Source organism: Paenibacillus sp. YSY-4.3 (genome assembly GCF_054767475.1).
On sequence record NZ_BAABMC010000001.1, the window covers coordinates 1,366,361 to 1,383,877 of the forward strand.

The following is a 17,517-nucleotide window of genomic DNA, read 5'->3' on the forward strand; positions in this document are numbered from 1 at the left end:
GGGAGGTATGACGATGAGACTGTCTGAACTGCAACGCCCATATGATCTTGTTATGAGCCTTGGTTATAACTGCATGGTGGCATATCAATTAAAGAGGTTATCGCTCAGAAGCTTTTCGGGACCTGTCGATTGGGTGATTATCCATGAAACAAGAGATTTAATTCGTCTGTTGGACAATCGTTTTCAAGGATATATGGAGGAACAAAATTTAAAGATCCTCGGCAACCATAATGGATTTTTTTCGGTTCAAGACACGGAATACAAAGCGCATTCCTTTCACGACTTTCCATGCTCTGGCGGGACCGAGATAATCACAAATTATTCTGAATTTAAAGAGAAATTAGACAGACGCATCAGCCGCTTCATGAGCCTGGCAGCCCAAGCAGATTCGGCTTTGTTTGTTCGCGAGCGCTGCAGCTATGAGGATGCGGTGCGTTTGAGAGACAGCCTGGCTTCTTTAGTCAAAGGCAAGACGAATGTATTAGTTATAAACTATACGAGAGAAGGTAGACTCTTAGAGCATAATTGGATGGATGACGGTATTTGCAGTGTAGATGTAAATCTCGATGTAGATGATGAATTTTTTCGTGATTCGTATTGGAATGATGCCTTTCGTGGGGTGTCATTAATTCATAAGTAACGGGGCATTTACCCTAGCAAAAGGCATGTTGGAGAAAGAGAGCAGATGCGTAGTCTGGTCTCTTTTTTTGTACCATTTTTATAGTAGCAATCTGTACAGTTGTTGCTTTAATATGGTTGGAGGAACTTGTATTTAGAGAGGGAGGAATTATAGGATGGCTGAGCCGTTAAAGTTAATGTATAACGAAGAGTTTCTAAGCGGCTTCGCTGAAAAGGTGAAGCGAGTTTATAGCCCGTTTGAGGGAGCTACATTTATCGCAGATGTACTGGCTGAGCCATGGGACGAGCTAGAACTAAAAGCCAGAATACGAAAAATTAGCTCCACGCTGGGACGGTTTCTTCCTGGCAATTATGAAGAGGCGCTCAAGGTACTGTATAAAATTGATGAGGAATGCGTAGGGTTTCCGTATTTGTTTTTTCCCGACTTTGTAGAGGTATATGGTCAGGCGGAGGATCATTGGGAGCTTTCCATGCAAGCGTTGGAACGTTTCACCTCGAAATCATCCGCAGAATTCGCAGTGCGGCCGTTCCTGCTGCGGGAGCCAGAGCGGATGATGCAGCAAATGATGATTTGGTCGAAGCATAATAATGAGCATGTACGCCGTCTTTCCAGCGAAGGCTGCCGGCCGCGTTTGCCTTGGGGACAAGCCTTGCCGATGTTTAAGCGTGACCCTGGCCCGCTGCTTCCCTTATTGGAGCAGTTGAAGGCTGATCCGTCATTATATGTGCGAAAAAGCGTGGCCAATAACCTGAATGATATTACGAAGGATCATCCATCCGTTGTAATTCGATTGGCCTGCGAATGGCTTGGCGAACATCCGGACACCGACTGGATCGTCAGGCATGCCTGCCGCAACTTAATCCGCAAAGCCGATCCTGATATTATGAAGCTATTCGGCTATACGGATACGGCGGATGTAGAGGCGACGCCGTTAGTTTCTGATGCTGCATTGTCGGTGGACAAAGCCATAGTTGCGATCGGCGAGAACAGCGAGCTCGCGTATGACATTCGCTTTCGCAAAGGTGATTTCCTACGGGTGCGGATGGAATACGGCATCGATTTTGTGAAGGCGAATGGACAGACATCGCGCAAGCTATTTCGTTTAGTCGATAGAGATTTGCCAGGCGGAACCCGGCTGACAGGATCACGGAAGCATAGCTGGAAGGATTTGACGACCCGCCGCCATTACCCTGGCGAACACCGCATCGTTCTGCTGGTTAATGGGCGAGAAGTGGCATCTGCCGCTGTGGAAGTTGTACCCCAGAACTAGGCGGTTGTCATATGCTGTGAATGCGGGGAGTCATCTCAGCTATGATTCCTCCAGGAAGACTGGCCTGCAATCTCAGCGTATTGAATTCAATTATAGGGCTTGTAGAACTGAGGTGATTCAGTTTGAAAAGAAATATTATAATGCTCAGTCTATTTGCTCTAATAATTATAATTTTATTCATTTCCTTACTGCGAACCAATAATGATGGAAAAACAAGGATTGAAGATTCTATTGTTAATGATTTTAATAGTCATCGATCTCTTTTTGATAACATTGCAAATAAAGTACTATTAAATGATGAGGACATTAGTTACGAATTAGATTCGAATATTAACTCTGATTTAGATTTATCTAAGTTATTTTCAATGGGGTATCATTCTATTCACTCAGCAGATAAATCGTTTGTTTATTTTATTAAAGATTCTAATTTTGGATTTTCACAAGGGTTGGTATTTTCAAAAGAAGGCGGTCAACCCGTTAGTCCTTACCTCACAAGTTTGCAAGAACTTGATAATCACTGGTATTTATATAAAATGAAATAATTGGAAGTGCTATATATTTGCCTAAAACATCTTACATTTCTCTTTGATGCGTTGATTTCTAGCATCTTAAGGGGAAAGTACAGATGTTTTTTATTTATTAGATTTTTTCCAAAAATATTAGTCCAGTAAGCAAGAAAAGGGTAATTATACTTAGAAGGTTGACAGCCTGTATATACAAGTATAATATGATTAACGTGCAACCTGTATATACAAGATAAAAGGAGGGGGGAGTTTCATGGAAACGAAAGGAAACCTGCCTCGGGATTGGTGGAAAACGTCAACGGTTTATCAGGTATACCCTAAGAGCTTCAAGGACACGACGGGGAGCGGTGCAGGCGATATCCGCGGGGTTACGGAGAAGCTGGATTATATAAAAGGGCTGGGCATCGACATTGTATGGCTGCAGCCGGTGTATGTATCTCCGCAAAATGATAACGGTTACGATGTGGCGGATTATTACAATATTGATCCCGCTTTTGGAACAATGGAGGATTTTGATGAACTTGTTAGGGAACTGAAGCGTAGAGACATGCATCTGATGATCGATATCGTAGTGAATCATTCATCCACAGAGCATCGTTGGTTCCAGGAGGCGAAGTCCTCTCGCGACAATTCTTACCGCGATTATTATATTTGGAAGGACCCAGCTGCGGATGGAGGCCCTCCAAACAATTGGCAGTCCAAATTCGGCGGCTCGGCGTGGCAGTATGACGAGGGGACGGGGCAGTATTTCCTGACTCTATTCGATAAGACGCAAGCGGATCTGAATTGGGAGAACGAGAAAGTCCGGCAGGAGGTTGTCGACTTGCTCACCTTCTGGGCGAAGAAGGGCGTAAGAGGATTCCGAATGGATGTCATTAACCTCATTTCCAAGGATCAAAGCTTTCCGATGGATGACGGATCGGTTTCACCAGGGGATGGGCGACGATTCTATACGGATGGGCCACGCGTTCATGAGTACGTGAAGGAGCTCAACGCCAAAGTGTTCGCGCCTTACAATCTGGTCACGGTGGGAGAAATGTCTTCTACGACGATGGAGCATTGCATCCGTTACTCCAATCCGGATGAACACGAGTTCTCTATGACGTTTAATTTCCATCATTTGAAGGTAGATTACCCGAATGGGCAGAAATGGGAGCTCAAGCCGTATGATTTCGAGGAACTTAAGCAACTGCTCTCCGATTGGCAAGTTGGCATGCAGCAGGGCGGAGGCTGGAATGCGCTGTTCTGGAACAACCATGACCAACCGCGGGCGTTGACCCGATTCACGGATGACGGAGAATACCGAGTAGAAGGCGCCAAGCTGCTTGCGACCACGCTTCATGGCCTGCAAGGCACCCCTTATGTGTATCAAGGCGAGGAAATCGGCATGCCTGACCCGAAATGGAATGACATTTCCGAATTCCGCGACATCGAATCACTTAATATGTATGAGATACTAATGCAAAGGGGAAAAACTCCAGAGGAGGCTGCCCATATCGTAAGGGTCCGCTCTAGAGACAATTCGCGGCTGCCTATGCTCTGGGACGATAGCCATCAGGCCGGATTTACGACCGGAACGCCGTGGATTAAAATCGATGAGCGTTATCCGTCGATTAACGCGAAATCGCAAGTTGAAGACCTGGAATCAATCTATCATCACTACCGGCATTTAATCGAGCTGCGCAAGAGCGTTCCGGTATTAACGGACGGGACGTATGAGCGCCTTGATGAAGGACATCCGCAAGTTTATGCTTATGCGAGAAAGAACGCCGAGCAAATGCTGGTGGTTATTTCGAACTTCAGCCGTGAAGAGGTGCAGTTTGAGTTGCCAGACGGGTTCACAGCGAATTTCTCCACGGCACATTCTATTGAGCTTCTACAAGGCAATACGAAGGATGCGCCGGAGCTTACGCCTTCCATCAAACTGCCGCCTTATGGCTCATATATGTGGATTGTTAATAACATTAATTAATTTGGTTAACATCATGAATTATCACTTATTCTTAAAAGTCAGGAGCAGATGACGATGGCGAACATAGATCGCAAAAACGTAGAGCGCATCATTCAAGCCGTAGGCGGCAAAGACAATATCGAAGCCGCTACGCATTGCGTGACCCGATTAAGATTTGCCCTTGTAGATGAAAGCAAGGTAGATGCCAAAGCATTGGACGAAAATGATCTCGTCAAAGGGCAGTTCTCAACCCAGGGCCAATTTCAGGTCGTAATTGGACCGGGGGTGGTTGACCAGGTCTATAATGAAATGATTGAAATTACCGGGGGAGCAAGAGCGAGCAAGGATGACGTCAAGACACTCGCCAGCAAGAAGCAAAATCCACTTCAGCGGGCGATTAAGACGCTGGCCGATATTTTTATTCCGATATTGCCGGCGATCGTTATGGCGGGTTTGCTGCTCGGGGTTAATAACATTCTTACGGGACCGGACATCTTCTATGCAGGCCAGTCGCTCATTGAAGTGCATCCGCAGTGGGCGGACGTGGCTTCGATCATCAACCTGATTGCAAGCACGGCCTTCGCTTTCCTGCCGGTATTGATCGGATGGTCTGCGGTGCGGCAATTCGGTGGAAGCCCGCTGCTCGGAATCGTGCTTGGCCTCATTCTGGTCAATCCCGATTTGATGAGTGCCTATCAATATGCTGATGCCAAGCTGGCAGGCACGGTGCCGGTTTGGAATCTCTTTGGTCTCGATGTTGAAAAGATCGGTTATCAGGGGCAGGTGCTTCCGGTACTGGTATCCGCTTATCTTTTAGCGAAAATCGAAGGCTTCCTGAACAAGCGCGTGCATGATTCGATCAAGCTGCTTGTCGTAGCACCTGTAGCCTTGCTGGTGACCGGGTTCCTCGCGTTTATCGTCGTAGGGCCGATCACGTTTGCGATCGGCAACGTACTGACGTCGGGGCTGGTCAGCATTTTTGATTCGTTTGCCGCGCTTGGCGGTTTGATTTATGGGGGCTTGTACTCCTTGCTGGTCATTACCGGAATGCACCATACTTTCCTGGCCGTCGATATTCAGCTTATCGGCAGCCAAGGCGGAACCTTCCTGTGGCCGATGCTGGCTTTGGCGAATATCGCACAGGGTGCGGCGGCGCTCGCTATGATGTTCATTGCCAGAGAGCAGAAAGCGAAAGGACTGGCCGTAACATCATCGATATCCGCCTTCCTGGGAGTTACTGAACCGGCAATCTTCGGCGTGAACGTACGTCACAGATATCCATTTATTTTCGGAATGATCGGTTCCGGGATTGCGGGCGTAATCTTAGCCATGAATAATGTTCTGGCGTCTTCGATCGGGGTAGGGGGCATTCCTGGCTTCCTGTCGATCTTCCCGAACCAATGGGGCATTTTCTTCCTGGGAATGGCGATTGTGCTTGTGGTTCCTTTTGCGGGAACGCTCTTGTATGGCAAATATCGCATGTCCAAAGCCGATTCCGTTGTGAGCGATGATGTCGTCGAAGAACTTAAGGAGGAGCCAGTTAACCCTCAATCCGAAGTACAAGCCAATTCGGCAAAGCTTCCAATTGAGATCGCGGCGCCGCTAAGCGGGGAAATCGTGCCTTTGTCCGAAGTTCCTGACCCTGCTTTCGCGGAGAAGCAAATGGGACAAGGCATTGCTATCATTCCGTCGGAAGGCAAGGTATTTGCCCCGTTTGACGGTACGGTTGCCCATTTGATTAAGAGCAAACATGCGCTGATTCTTACGGATACGAACGGCATTCAGATTTTGATTCACGTCGGTATTAACACCGTTTCCTTGAAAGGGGAGGGCTTCACAGCACATGTTGAGACCGGGGCCTCCATTACCAAGGGGCAACTGCTGCTTGAATTCGATAAAGAGCGGATTGAGCAGGCTGGACTTCCGGTCATTACCCCGGTGATCGTGCCGGACGGGCAGGATGTTATTGGTGAGGTTAAGGAATATGAAGGAGCAGCGATTCACGGCAAGACTCCGGTACTCGGGGTTACGCTGCGAGAAGAGTCTTGATTCTAAAGATTGAGCTGTAATGAACTGTAATGACATTGCCATAAATCATGATACAATGATGTAGGTGATCAGGTGATGAAGAACAATATTTTTATGAGCCTCTATAAGGATTACGCTGAACGAATCGATACAGGAGTGCTGCCGCCAGGAAGCAAGCTTCCCTCGGAGAATGAGCTCGCCGCGACCTTCGGAATTTCGCGAGAGACCGTTCGTAAGGGCTTGAACCTGCTGGCACAGAACGGGTATATCAACAAGGTAAAAGGGAAGGGTTCCTTTGTACTGGATACAGGCCGGCTCAAGTTCCCGATATCGGGATTGGTCAGCTATAAGGAGCTGTCCGATCGCTTGGGCAAGTCAAGCCGTACCCTCGTCTATACAACCGAACGCGTTCCTGCGGGGGAGACGATCGCCAAGGAATTGCAAATCGAACCGGAGCAGCCGGTATGGAAAGTAATTCGCGCCAGGGAAATCGACGGTGAGCGTATCATTCTGGATATCGATTATTTGCTTGCCGAAATCGTACCGGACCTGACAGAGGAGATCGCGGCAGATTCGATTTATCAATATTTGGAGCAAGAGCTTCAGCTGAAGATCAGCTACGCAGAGAAGGTGATCTGCGTGGAGCGGGCTACGGAGCAGGATTATCGCTGTATGGACTTAAGCGACGATAAGCATGTGGTTGTCGTCCGAGGGTATGTGCACCTGGAGGATACGACGCTCTTTCAATATACGGAGTCCCGGCACCGACTGGACAAGTTTCAGTTCGTTGATTTTGCAAGAAGAATATCTATGACAGAGGGTTAAACAAGATATAAGATTTGACGACCGTTTTCCTAGGAAGACGGTCGTTTTTTGTTGTTGAAACATGTTATTGCGTTTACGTATGAGGAATACACTATAGATAAAGAACCCCATGCTCGTAAAGGAGCACAGGGGCAAGTGAGGTATTAGCATTTCATTATGGTTTGGCGTTCTTCCAATAAGTATAGGCATGTACGAGCGTGCCTTTAAATGAAGTATGCTTCAATAACTCCTTGAGTTTGGCAAGCTCTTCTTCCATGTAGGCTGCGCCTTCCTCATAGAAGGTAATATGATTGCCTTCATGACTGGCTTTGATTTCTACCGAGATATAGATCGGTTTGCCTAGCTCATCCGCAAATGCGATTTCCTCTTTGGTGACGGCCACAATGCCATTGGAGCCTTCCGCTGTATCCCGGAAAGCCATAAGTGCGACATGGTCCATGCGGTCAATCATCCATTTGCTGAGTGATATGTCCTCGCCGGTAACCTTATACTTGTCCAGCCATACCGCCAAATCCATGCTGGCCTCGAGGTTGGAGTCTTTCTTCAGCTCTGTAACAAACGCATCCAGATTCGAGGTCCATTCAGAAATAATTTGCTGCGGATCCATACTCCATTCAGGCAGTACATAAGGCTCGATATCCAAATGAATACCGTGAAAACGCTCATCAGGCTCTACGGTGCGGTTATAGTCTTTAACGTAGTTAACGAGCCTCATAATTCTGGGTAGTTCTTTTTCCATGGCCCAGGTTGGTGTACCTCCCAGGGCATGCACTTCAATTCCGGCTGCAGCCGCTTGTTTTATAAATGAAGAGTAGGCGCTGAACGGCTGCTGGAGATCCAAACGAACATATAACCAGTTCAGTTGTTTTTCGATGGCAAATTCAAGAATGTCTTGGCTGTTCCGGATGACTTCGCTGGATTCCCAAATATATGTGCCTCTTACGATTTGATCCCTCGGAACAGGCTGCGCATCGGGCACAACGTCGACTGGTTCAGGTTCCGGCTGTGGCTCAGGTACTGGTTCTAGATCGGGTTCCGGTTCTGGATCTGGATCTGGCGTTGGTTCAGGTACCGGTTTCGAAGAAGGATCTTCTCCGCCAGGCGACGTATGGTCTAAGTCACTATAGATGTTCTTCCAGTTGCGCATATCATGGATGGCAAGCCCAGCGAAGGATGCATGGGAACTTAGCGTAGAGGACAATAGCTGCAGCGTCTGCTCCATCTGTTCTTTGCTGTGGCCGTGAAAGGTGGTGTAGGCTTGCTGCGGCATCTCCTTCGTATTGACGGCAATTAGCACCTTTTTCCCAAGCTTGCTGGCAAGCTCTAGTTCATCCTGGGTGAGGCTGATGATGCCGTTCTCCGAATCAAGCTCGTTGCGGTATGCCATTACCGTCACATGGTCAAAAGCATTTATCAGCCATTCGTTTAAACCGGTTCCATTCTCCAAGGTGAAATGGTCAAACCAAAAGGGAATATCTATTCCGAGCTCTAAGCCAGATCCCGACAGCTTGCCCAGAAATTCCTTGAGATTGATTTCCCAGGATGAAATGATCCTATCCGGTTCGCTTTCCCAATCGTTAAGGACATAGGGTTCGATATCAAGGTGGACACCATCGAAGCGGCCTTCGGGCGTTACGGAACCGTTATAGTTCATCACCCAATCCGCAAGACCAAGCATATCGTCGCGATGTTCTACCAGGGCCCATCTGGGATCGCCACCTAAGGCATGAACCGCAATTTGTGCCTCATGCGCTCGCTTTACGAAAACCTCGTACGTTTCTTTCGGAATCTGACGATTGATCTGCAGGTAGATCAGGTTAATGCCTTCATTCCGGGAAAAGCGAATTACCTGGTCTCCGCCATCCATAATCATATCTGTCTGCCATATCCATGTAGCTTTAACCATAGACCTTTCTGCGTAAACCGGGGATTGAAATCCCAACAGGAGCAAGGCGACCAGAAGACCAACCAGCTTATGGCAACCTTTCACATTCATGGTTTACCCTCCATTCCTCTCTAAGAAATTGCTCTCTCTCTAAAAGCGAACGGGGTTATTATAGCATTGATAACAGAAAAATATATGAGCCCATGTTCTTACGGGACATGTCGAATCCGGCAAGCTAAAGGAAGAGAGGTATAAAAGGAACTACTTCATGTTTGGGGTATTTTAACAACGAATCACAATTTGTATAATTATGTAGAATTTTGAGGCTAACTACTCAGGAGTAAAGTTGCGTTTTGCTGCACTTATTTAGTACAGTGTCACTGTTTCTAAGTCTGACGACCAATTAATGTAAATTAACTGATTTTTCGCTAATTTATTTGTTTTTCCTGAAACTATGATTTCAGGGACCCAGACATACAAAGGAAGGGTGCCATAAGGCACCCTTTTACGGTGTTATTGTCTGATAACGAGAATGTCTTGAGGCGGTCTACCCGAGTTTTGAATTTGAGCGATTTCGGAGTTAGTAATGTCGCGGCCTAGCAAAATGAACGAAGATGTGACATTGTTAAAATTAAAATTGCCCAAGTTCGCTACGTTTTGGCTGCCACGGAACACACGAAATGATCCCTGAAAGTTAATTCGCGAGAACAATACAAGCGTTACTTGAGAGCTCTGAACAACATTTCTCAGTCTGAAGCTGGAAAGAACGTTGTCAAACCGGAATGCCCCAAGATCCCGAACCGCAACTCCTCCACGTCTGAATACAATTCGACGACCAGTAAAATTGATGCCAGACCAAAGTGTAAGACGTATATCTCTGTTTGCCAATAATATCACTCCCTTTAATAGATTGATATATTTTATGAAATAATTAATAATCCGTAAGAGGCAAAAACAACAAGACAAAGGTTTGTTTTCATATAGCAAAATTGATAAATGTATTCTCGGTCTAGCGCATAGTTTAATGATTAGCAGCGAAAGAGCGGCAGCACTTAAAGAAAATTCTTTAGAAAACTTAGAATTATCTCTAATCATGCTCACTGGACTTCGCGTCATGCTATAGTAGCTTGAAGGATGTGCTTATGTAGTCAGGTTTTTTATTTCCTCATTACTATCAAATCTCAGGAGAAAGCGAGTATGCCGACCATGAATAAGAAAATGCTTTTTAATGATGGATGGGAGTTTGCAAAAAGCGGCCTGGAGACAGCGGAACATGCAGGCCTTGCCTTCAAGCCGATCGATATTCCCCATGATTGGCTGATTTACAATACACTGGATCTTTATGAGAACAGCATTGGCTGGTATCGCAAAAAGTTTATATGCGCCAAGGAAGGCAAGCAGCTTCTGATATGCTTTGATGGCGTTTACATGGATTCATCTGTTTATGTTAATGGTCAACTCGTCGGCGAATGGAAGTATGGATATTCTTCCTTCGAGCATGAAATCACAAACGCCGTTGTAGAAGGGGAAAATGAGATCATCGTAAAGGTTGTACACCAAAGCCCCAATAGCAGGTGGTACTCGGGAGCCGGTATTTACCGGAATGTATGGCTGATAGAAAGAACGGCCAATTACATTGCTTCCGGTGGCGTATACATATCGACGAAGCAAATGGAGCACGGTTGGGAGGTAGAAGTCGATACCGAGCTGAGCCTTACCCAGAATGTTTATCTTTCGCATACAATTCTGGATCAAGGCCGGATCATCGCCGAGGTTGTGGACCAAATAAGCGTGAGCAACGAAGCAGGCGTGATGAACCGACAGAAGCTGACGGTAGAACAACCCAAGCTGTGGAGCCCGGATGAGCCTCATTTGTACCAGCTCATAACCCGGCTTCATCCTGCCACACCAAGCCAGTCGAATTCGCAGAGGCATTCCGTGGAGGAAATTGAAACCGTTTCCCATAATATCGGATTTCGAACCATCCGCTTGGATCCGAGCGAGGGATTTATATTGAACGGAATCAAGATGAAGCTGAACGGGGTATGTGAGCACCATGATTTGGGCGCTTTGGGGGCGGCGTTCAACAAGACTGCTCTGCGAAGAAGATTCATTATTTTAAAGGAAATGGGGGCTAACGCGATTCGTACGGCCCATAACATGCCTGCCAAAGAATTGATGGATTTGGCGGACGAGATGGGGATGCTTGTTGTCTCGGAAGCTTTTGACATGTGGGAAAGATCGAAGACGTCTTATGATTATGCGAGGTTCTTCAAGGAATGGGCGCATCGGGACGTCCGCAGCTGGGTCATGCGGGACCGGAACCATCCGAGCCTGATCATGTGGAGCATCGGCAACGAAATTTATGATACCCATGCTGATGAACGAGGTCAAAAAATCACCCGAATGCTGATGGATGCCGTGTTGGAGTTTGATCCGAAGCAAAATGCCAGAATTACGATCGGCTCGAACTATATGCCTTGGGAGAACGCGCAGCAATGCGCCGATATCGTGAAGGTCGCAGGCTATAATTATGCGGAAAAATACTATGAGCAGCATCATAAGGAGCATCCGGACTGGATCATATACGGGAGCGAGACAGCTTCTGTCGTGCAAAGCCGGGGCATCTACCATTTTCCGTTCGCAAAATCCATTCTTGCCGATGATGACGAGCAGTGCTCTGCACTCGGCAATAGCTCCACGAGCTGGGGAGCCAAATCCGCGGAGGCCTGTATTCTGGCTGAGCGGGATATGCCGTTCTCGTTAGGTCAATTCATTTGGACCGGATTCGACTATATCGGCGAGCCGACGCCGTATCATACGAAGAATTCGTATTTTGGGCAGATCGATACAGCGACTTTTCCCAAGGATTCCTATTACATCTACCAATCGGCATGGACCGATTACAGAACGAAGCCTATGGTGCATATACTGCCTTACTGGGATTTCAATCCGGGACAATTGATCGATGTGCGGGTCTGCTCGAACGCGCCGAGAATTGAGCTGCAGTTCAACGGCGAAACGATCGGCACGCATGACATCGATCATGAGCATGGAACAGAAATTGTCGGCTGGTGGCAAATTCCTTATGTACCTGGGGAATTGAAAGCCATCGCTTATGACGAGGCGGGCCGCATCATTGCCACCGATGTCAAAACCTCCTTCGGGGATGCAAGCAAGATTTCCTTGAAGGTAGACAAGGATCAGCTTCTGGCTGATGGTACAGATCTTATTTTCGTCGAAATTACGATGGAGGACGACAAGGGTCATCCTGTAGAAAACGCCAATAACCGGGTGCACATCGGGGTTACTGGCGCAGGTAGGCTGATCGGCCTCGATAATGGAGACAGCACAGATTATGATCCGTATAAAGGCCGGAGCCGCAGGCTATTCAGCGGTAAGCTCATGGCGATCATCGGTGCCACCCTGGAGGTTGGAGAGATTCAAATGAAAGTAACCTCGGAGGGACTGGCCAGCCAAATAGCTGTTTTCGAATCTCTACAGGCTGCAGACGGTGCCAGTTCCGGGGGATGTGCCCGGACGGAGAATGAAGAGTTGCTTTGCGTCATGGGAACAGCAGATGAAATACCACTCCGCAAAATCGAATTGATCAGTGAGGCCGGACAACAGTTTGATCCGTCCAGACGGGAAATGACTGTTAGAGCCCAGCTTCATCCAGCAGCGACTTCGTACCGTGATGTCGAATGGTCTGTCGTAAATGACGCGGGCATCGAGTCCAATATTGCCAAAGTCGAGGCGAATGGATATGAAGCGAGAATCACCGCTCTGGGAGATGGGGAATTCAGGCTGCGCTGCATGAGCAAGAACGGTACGGACAAAATCAAGCTGATATCCCAATTGGAGTTTACGGCAAGCGGACTTGGCTCGGCCTATAAAGATCCGTATAAGTTCATTTCTGCAGGGCTCTATGATTACAGCAAAGGTGAGGTAAGCAACGGAAACGAACGGGGAGTAGCTACGAGCAGGGACGGCGAGACGCAGGTTGGCTTCCGTGAAATCGACTTCGGATCGTTCGGTTCGGATACGATCACGATTCCGATCTTCGCATTGTCGAACGAACCATATCCCTTGGAAATTTGGGAAGGGATGCCAGGAGAGGAAGGCAGCGAGCGTCTGGCCAACGTCATTTATCAGAAAGAGAGCAAGTGGAACGTATATCAGGAGGGAACATATCGTCTCTCCAAGACGCTTCGCGGCGTGACCTCGATCTGCTTCGTGCTGCGGCAGAAGGTGCATATCAAGGGATTCTCCTTTGAAGCGAAGAACAGAGCATTCGAGCAAAATATTGCCGCCTATGCCGACCGCATTTACGGCGATACGTATACCATAACGGACAACAGCGTCGAAGGCATCGGCAATAACGTTTCCCTGGTGTTTGAGCAGATGGATTTCGGAATCGAAGGAGCGACTAAGCTTGTCATTTACGGCCGTTCGCCGATTGACAAGAATACGATTCATATCCGGTTTGGCTCTGAGGATGGCGAAAGCAATCAGCTTGTCGAATTTACGCAGCCCGAAGGGTATGAAGAGCGGGTGTTTGAAATCGAGAAAATCACCGGGACATGCAAGGTGACCTTCATCTTCCTGCCGGGAAGCCAGTTCGATTTCGGCTGGTTCCGGTTCGAGAAGTAGGGGGACATTACGGAATATAACACTGTTCCGGGAGCAATCTAAAGTATTATAGCAGCGCGAGGGCAGCCCTTAGAAAGAAATGGTGGCTGCCCTCTTTTTGTTATTTACTTCGATGGTTTCTGTCGTTAGCGATTGACATGCGCAATTATTATGAGTATCCTCATAGTGAGTAACCTCAGTAAATGGTATAATTATTTATTTGTTCAGTCGAGGGGGTCTTCGCAAGCGCTGGACAGATCTTTGTCATTGATTAACAGCAGCAGCATTTCCAGCAGTTCTTTGCGCTGTCCCGGCGTCAGGTTCTGAATGAGTTGCTCCGCGATGATCGCTTGTTGCGCAAGAGCTTCTTGAAGGTGGGCATGCGCCAACTCCGTGAGTTGAATCAATGTTGCCCTGCGGTCAGTAGGATCAGGGATTCTGAGCAGAAGACCGTCCTTTTCAAGTGCGTCGACAAAGTCAGTGACGGTTCTCGCCTGAATATCCAGCTTAACCGCCAGCTCGCTCATCCGGATTTGTCCTGCTTCCGATACTGTGGACAGCAGACGCAAGCGCGGACCGGAAATTTTGAACGGAAGATCGACGGTTGAAATTTGCGTCTTGAAATCTCTTTGAATCGTCTGGGTCGTTCTAATTAAAATATGAATGAGATCAATGGCTGCAGGATCATTTGTATTAATGGACAACGGTATCGGCTCCCTTGACATGCAATTCTATAACAACCGTTCTTACGATTTATACATTATAACCCGTAGGGCTTGTCAAAGTCACGGTTCCTTGAACCGAATCGTGACGCAATAATTAATTATAAGGAGGAACGATGATGAATAATCCATCTGACAAAAACGCCGACAAACTGCTGCGCGTTCTCGTTTTCACATTGATATTCTCTGTCATGAATGGAACGATGTTCAACGTCGCTTTGCCGATGATCCAGAAAGAGTTCGAATTGCTTCCATCCCAGGTGAGCTGGGTGATGACGAGTTATATGGTTCTATATGCTATCGGATCGGTCGTGTTCGGGAAGCTTGCGGACAAATACAAGCTGAAGAACCTGCTGACCTTCGGGCTGCTGCTCTTTGCCGTTGGTTCAATTACCGGTGCGCTTGCCTCCGAATATTGGATGATTGTTCTCGGTCGTATACTGCAGGCTGCGGGGGCATCCGTGTTACCTGCAACGGCGATGATTATTCCCATTCGTTACTTTGCGCCCGAGAAAAGAGGAAGAGCGCTTGGCACGTCTGCGATTGGATTAGCACTGGGAAGTGCGTTAGGTCCGGTTGTTGCCGGGTTGATCTCTAGCTTTGGCAGCTGGAGATGGTTATTCTTACTTTCATTGCTCTCTTTAGTTACGCTTCCGTTGTTCCGTAAATATTTGGACGATGAAACAAGAGAAGGCGGACATATCGACTATCTGGGCGGAGGTTTATTGGCAGGAACAGTAACCTTTTTGCTGCTGGCTATTACGCAAAGCCATTGGCTGCTGTTTGTCATCGGAGCAATTTTGTTCCTATTATTTGTCTTCAGGATACGAGTAGCCTTGAATCCGTTTATCCAGCCTAGCATTTTTGCGAATAAAAATTTCTCCATCGGACTGTTCATTGCATTTATAACGACTTCAATGAATTTTGCGCTTACATTTATGACTCCGCAGTATTTGGCCGCTCTAAACGATCTCTCGCCAGGAAACATCGGATTTGTATTATTCCCGGCAGCCATCGTTTCTGCGCTGTTAGGGCGTATCGGAGGCAAAATGGCCGATGAGCGCGGCAATGGCTTCCTGATGTCCGCTGCCTCGATGTTTATGCTGATATGTTATGCCTTGCTATCTAGCTTCGTGGGTGCCGCGCCATATATTATTGCAGTAATATTAATTGCGGGAAATGTCGGTCAAACCTTCATGCAGATTACGATGTCGAACACGATTTCCCGAACGCTCGCTAAGGAACAGGTGGGTGTAGGAATGGGGCTATTTTCAATGCTGAATTTTCTTTCTGGCGCAATATCCATGAGTGTCATAGGGAAGGTGCTGGATCAGCAGCAAACAGTACTTCGCCTCAACCCCTTCGTGGCAAATGAACAAGCCTACGTGTACAGCAACATTTTTATCGTCATGTGCTTGATGGCAGTGACGATGTTTTGGCTATATCATCTTCAATTCGGAGGCGCGTCACGATTAACGATCAGGGAACGGGGGAAAATGTAATGTGTTCGAATCACGGAAAGCAGTTTAAGAACTATCCACATTAATGGGATGCAAGGTTCCGTTGATGGCAAAAGAGGCTTGCCCTGTTTCTTCTGATACGACAAGCACGATAGCATCGCATTGTTCCGTCAGACCGATCGCCGCACGGTGCCTTGTTCCCAATTTCCTGTCCGTTACGCGAATGTTGGACAGGGGAAGTACGTTGGCAGCCGACACAACCGTTGCGGAGCGAATCAACACAGCGCCGTCATGCAGCGGGTTTCCCGGATAAAATATCGATTCGATCAGGGCATGGGATATTGTCCCGCCAATCGGAATGTTGGAGCGAATGAGCGATTCAAGAGGGTCTTGCCGTTCCACGACGATTAACGCGCCATGCTTGCGTTCCGATAAATTTCGCACGCTAATCGTCAAATCCTCGTATTTAGACGTGTAGGGCGATAAATAACATTTCAAATAAAAAGACGCCGCGCTCTCGACGATATCGGTCATCATATTTCGCATATTTTCAAACTGCTGTACGAGGCATATGTTTTCGTTACTCAAAAGTTCGATATTATGCTGGGCTAATGAAGATATTTCATGGAGGCGTTTTGCCAAATGTTCTTTTAACGAGGAAGAGTTGCAGTTATGATCGATCATATTTTGAACCTCGATTCTGGTAATGAATGATTTATAGTTTACCCAGAGGGAGAATATATTATCCCCAATGTTTAGAGTTAGCACCAGGCCGTTTTCTTCGGAAAACGGTCTTTATTTTGCCAAAATCCTTACTAGGAATTTATTCCTCATTTCGCTAGTAAAATGGTAGGAAATAACACATAAGTAATTGACATCAAAAATTTAAAATAGTAAAAATGTATTGAATGAATATTCATTCCGATGGGAGGGAGTTGGAAAAATGTCCAACAACAAGCGGGAGGATATACTTGAAGCTGCATTAGAGTTGTTTGCTGAGAGAGGTTACGATGCGACGACAGTTCCAACAATTGCGCAAAAAGCTAATGTAGGGGCCGGAACGATCTATCGTTATTTTGAGAATAAGGAAGTTCTCGTTAATTCATTATTTCAAGAATGCGTGCAGCAATTGGCCCAGGCGCTGATTTTGGATGAGCCGCTTAAAGAGGCACCCATCCGCCTGAAATTCAAGCATATTTTTATGCAAATCAGTAAGTTTGCTTGTGATCATGAGAAAGCATTGGCCTTTATTGGTTCTCATACTGGGGCGCAGTTCTTGGATGAAAGCAGCAAAAGTATGTTCCAGGCATTTCTGGATACGATTCGGCGTGTTCTTGATGAAGGCAAACGCCAGGGAATACTCTGTCCATTGCCCTCAAATGTGTTAATTGCCATTGTCTACGGTTCTTTGGTCGAACTCTTTAAGGTCATCCGCATGGGGATGATTGAACAATCGCCCGGTTTACTGGATCAAGTCGAAGAATGTTGCTGGAATGCGATCCGTGTTCATTAACAAGATGAGCATAGGATTTGCGGAATGAATATTCATTCCTAGTCTTTTGCGCTATTAATAATGCAGG

General features: G+C 47.0%; 12 protein-coding genes. 9 read left to right on the forward strand and 3 right to left on the reverse strand.

The annotated features are described in order from the left end of the window. Nucleotides 1–13: 13 nt before the first annotated feature. The 6 genes from ACYUJT_RS06345 (at nucleotide 14) to treR (ending at nucleotide 7,238) form a co-directional block, all read left to right on the forward strand. Entirely contained in the window at nucleotides 14–640 is a 627-nt protein-coding gene (locus ACYUJT_RS06345) for a DUF1796 family putative cysteine peptidase (RefSeq protein WP_460319577.1), read from the forward strand. Nucleotides 641–794: 154 nt separating this feature from the next. Next, the gene (locus ACYUJT_RS06350) at nucleotides 795–1,910 is read left to right on the forward strand and encodes a hypothetical protein (RefSeq protein ID WP_460319579.1); all 1,116 of its coding nucleotides are present in this window, start codon (nucleotides 795–797) and stop codon (nucleotides 1,908–1,910) included. Between the two features lie 122 nt (nucleotides 1,911–2,032). After that, the gene (locus ACYUJT_RS06355; protein ID WP_460319580.1) at nucleotides 2,033–2,452 is read left to right on the forward strand and encodes a hypothetical protein; all 420 of its coding nucleotides are present in this window, start codon (nucleotides 2,033–2,035) and stop codon (nucleotides 2,450–2,452) included. Nucleotides 2,453–2,687: 235 nt separating this feature from the next. Further along, nucleotides 2,688–4,406 carry an alpha,alpha-phosphotrehalase gene (gene treC / locus ACYUJT_RS06360; protein ID WP_460319582.1) on the forward strand — a complete coding sequence of 573 codons (1,719 nt, stop codon included), beginning with the start codon at nucleotides 2,688–2,690 and terminating at the stop codon, nucleotides 4,404–4,406. 54 nt (nucleotides 4,407–4,460) lie between these two features. Next, nucleotides 4,461–6,434 (forward strand): PTS system trehalose-specific EIIBC component, encoded by a 1,974-nt coding sequence (treP, locus tag ACYUJT_RS06365; RefSeq protein ID WP_460319584.1) that lies wholly within the window; start codon nucleotides 4,461–4,463, stop codon nucleotides 6,432–6,434. Nucleotides 6,435–6,509: 75 nt separating this feature from the next. After that, on the forward strand, nucleotides 6,510–7,238 hold the full coding sequence (gene treR / locus ACYUJT_RS06370) for a trehalose operon repressor (RefSeq protein ID WP_460319586.1): 729 nt from the start codon (nucleotides 6,510–6,512) through the stop codon (nucleotides 7,236–7,238). Nucleotides 7,239–7,392: 154 nt separating this feature from the next. Here treR and ACYUJT_RS06375 read toward each other — a convergent pair whose 3' ends face one another. Further along, a complete protein-coding gene (locus ACYUJT_RS06375) occupies nucleotides 7,393–9,234 on the reverse strand; it encodes a hypothetical protein (RefSeq protein WP_460319587.1) in 1,842 nt (613 codons plus the stop codon). Nucleotides 9,235–10,329: 1,095 nt separating this feature from the next. Between ACYUJT_RS06375 and ACYUJT_RS06380 the strand changes: the two genes are divergently transcribed. Further along, nucleotides 10,330–13,776, forward strand: coding sequence for a glycoside hydrolase family 2 TIM barrel-domain containing protein (locus ACYUJT_RS06380; protein ID WP_460319801.1), 3,447 nt, complete (start codon nucleotides 10,330–10,332; stop codon nucleotides 13,774–13,776). Between the two features lie 203 nt (nucleotides 13,777–13,979). Here the strand turns inward: ACYUJT_RS06380 and ACYUJT_RS06385 are convergent, their stop codons facing one another. After that, nucleotides 13,980–14,453 carry a MarR family winged helix-turn-helix transcriptional regulator gene (locus ACYUJT_RS06385; protein WP_460319802.1) on the reverse strand — a complete coding sequence of 158 codons (474 nt, stop codon included), beginning with the start codon at nucleotides 14,451–14,453 and terminating at the stop codon, nucleotides 13,980–13,982. 143 nt (nucleotides 14,454–14,596) lie between these two features. Between ACYUJT_RS06385 and ACYUJT_RS06390 the strand changes: the two genes are divergently transcribed. Next, the gene (locus tag ACYUJT_RS06390) at nucleotides 14,597–15,979 is read left to right on the forward strand and encodes an MFS transporter (RefSeq protein WP_460319589.1); all 1,383 of its coding nucleotides are present in this window, start codon (nucleotides 14,597–14,599) and stop codon (nucleotides 15,977–15,979) included. 24 nt (nucleotides 15,980–16,003) lie between these two features. Here the strand turns inward: ACYUJT_RS06390 and cdaS are convergent, their stop codons facing one another. After that, a complete protein-coding gene (gene cdaS, locus ACYUJT_RS06395; RefSeq protein ID WP_460319590.1) occupies nucleotides 16,004–16,621 on the reverse strand; it encodes a sporulation-specific diadenylate cyclase CdaS in 618 nt (205 codons plus the stop codon). 259 nt (nucleotides 16,622–16,880) lie between these two features. Here cdaS and ACYUJT_RS06400 point away from each other — a divergent pair, with 259 nt between their 5' ends. Continuing rightward, nucleotides 16,881–17,450 carry a TetR/AcrR family transcriptional regulator gene (locus ACYUJT_RS06400; RefSeq protein ID WP_460319592.1) on the forward strand — a complete coding sequence of 190 codons (570 nt, stop codon included), beginning with the start codon at nucleotides 16,881–16,883 and terminating at the stop codon, nucleotides 17,448–17,450. The last annotated feature ends 67 nt before the right edge of the window (nucleotides 17,451–17,517 follow it).

Excerpts from the sequence above, each read along its gene's own strand:
- ACYUJT_RS06390 (WP_460319589.1), top strand. The coding sequence starts at position 14,597 with ATGAATAATCCATCTGACAAAAACGCCGACAAACTGCTGCGCGTTCTC.
- treP (WP_460319584.1), top strand. The coding sequence starts at position 4,461 with ATGGCGAACATAGATCGCAAAAACGTAGAGCGCATCATTCAAGCCGTA.
- ACYUJT_RS06345 (WP_460319577.1), top strand. The coding sequence starts at position 14 with ATGAGACTGTCTGAACTGCAACGCCCATATGATCTTGTTATGAGCCTT.
- treR (WP_460319586.1), top strand. The coding sequence starts at position 6,510 with ATGAAGAACAATATTTTTATGAGCCTCTATAAGGATTACGCTGAACGA.
- ACYUJT_RS06350 (WP_460319579.1), top strand. The coding sequence starts at position 795 with ATGGCTGAGCCGTTAAAGTTAATGTATAACGAAGAGTTTCTAAGCGGC.
- ACYUJT_RS06400 (WP_460319592.1), top strand. The coding sequence starts at position 16,881 with ATGTCCAACAACAAGCGGGAGGATATACTTGAAGCTGCATTAGAGTTG.
- ACYUJT_RS06380 (WP_460319801.1), top strand. The coding sequence starts at position 10,330 with ATGAATAAGAAAATGCTTTTTAATGATGGATGGGAGTTTGCAAAAAGC.
- ACYUJT_RS06375 (WP_460319587.1), bottom strand. The coding sequence starts at position 9,234 with ATGAATGTGAAAGGTTGCCATAAGCTGGTTGGTCTTCTGGTCGCCTTG.
- cdaS (WP_460319590.1), bottom strand. The coding sequence starts at position 16,621 with ATGATCGATCATAACTGCAACTCTTCCTCGTTAAAAGAACATTTGGCA.
- treC (WP_460319582.1), top strand. The coding sequence starts at position 2,688 with ATGGAAACGAAAGGAAACCTGCCTCGGGATTGGTGGAAAACGTCAACG.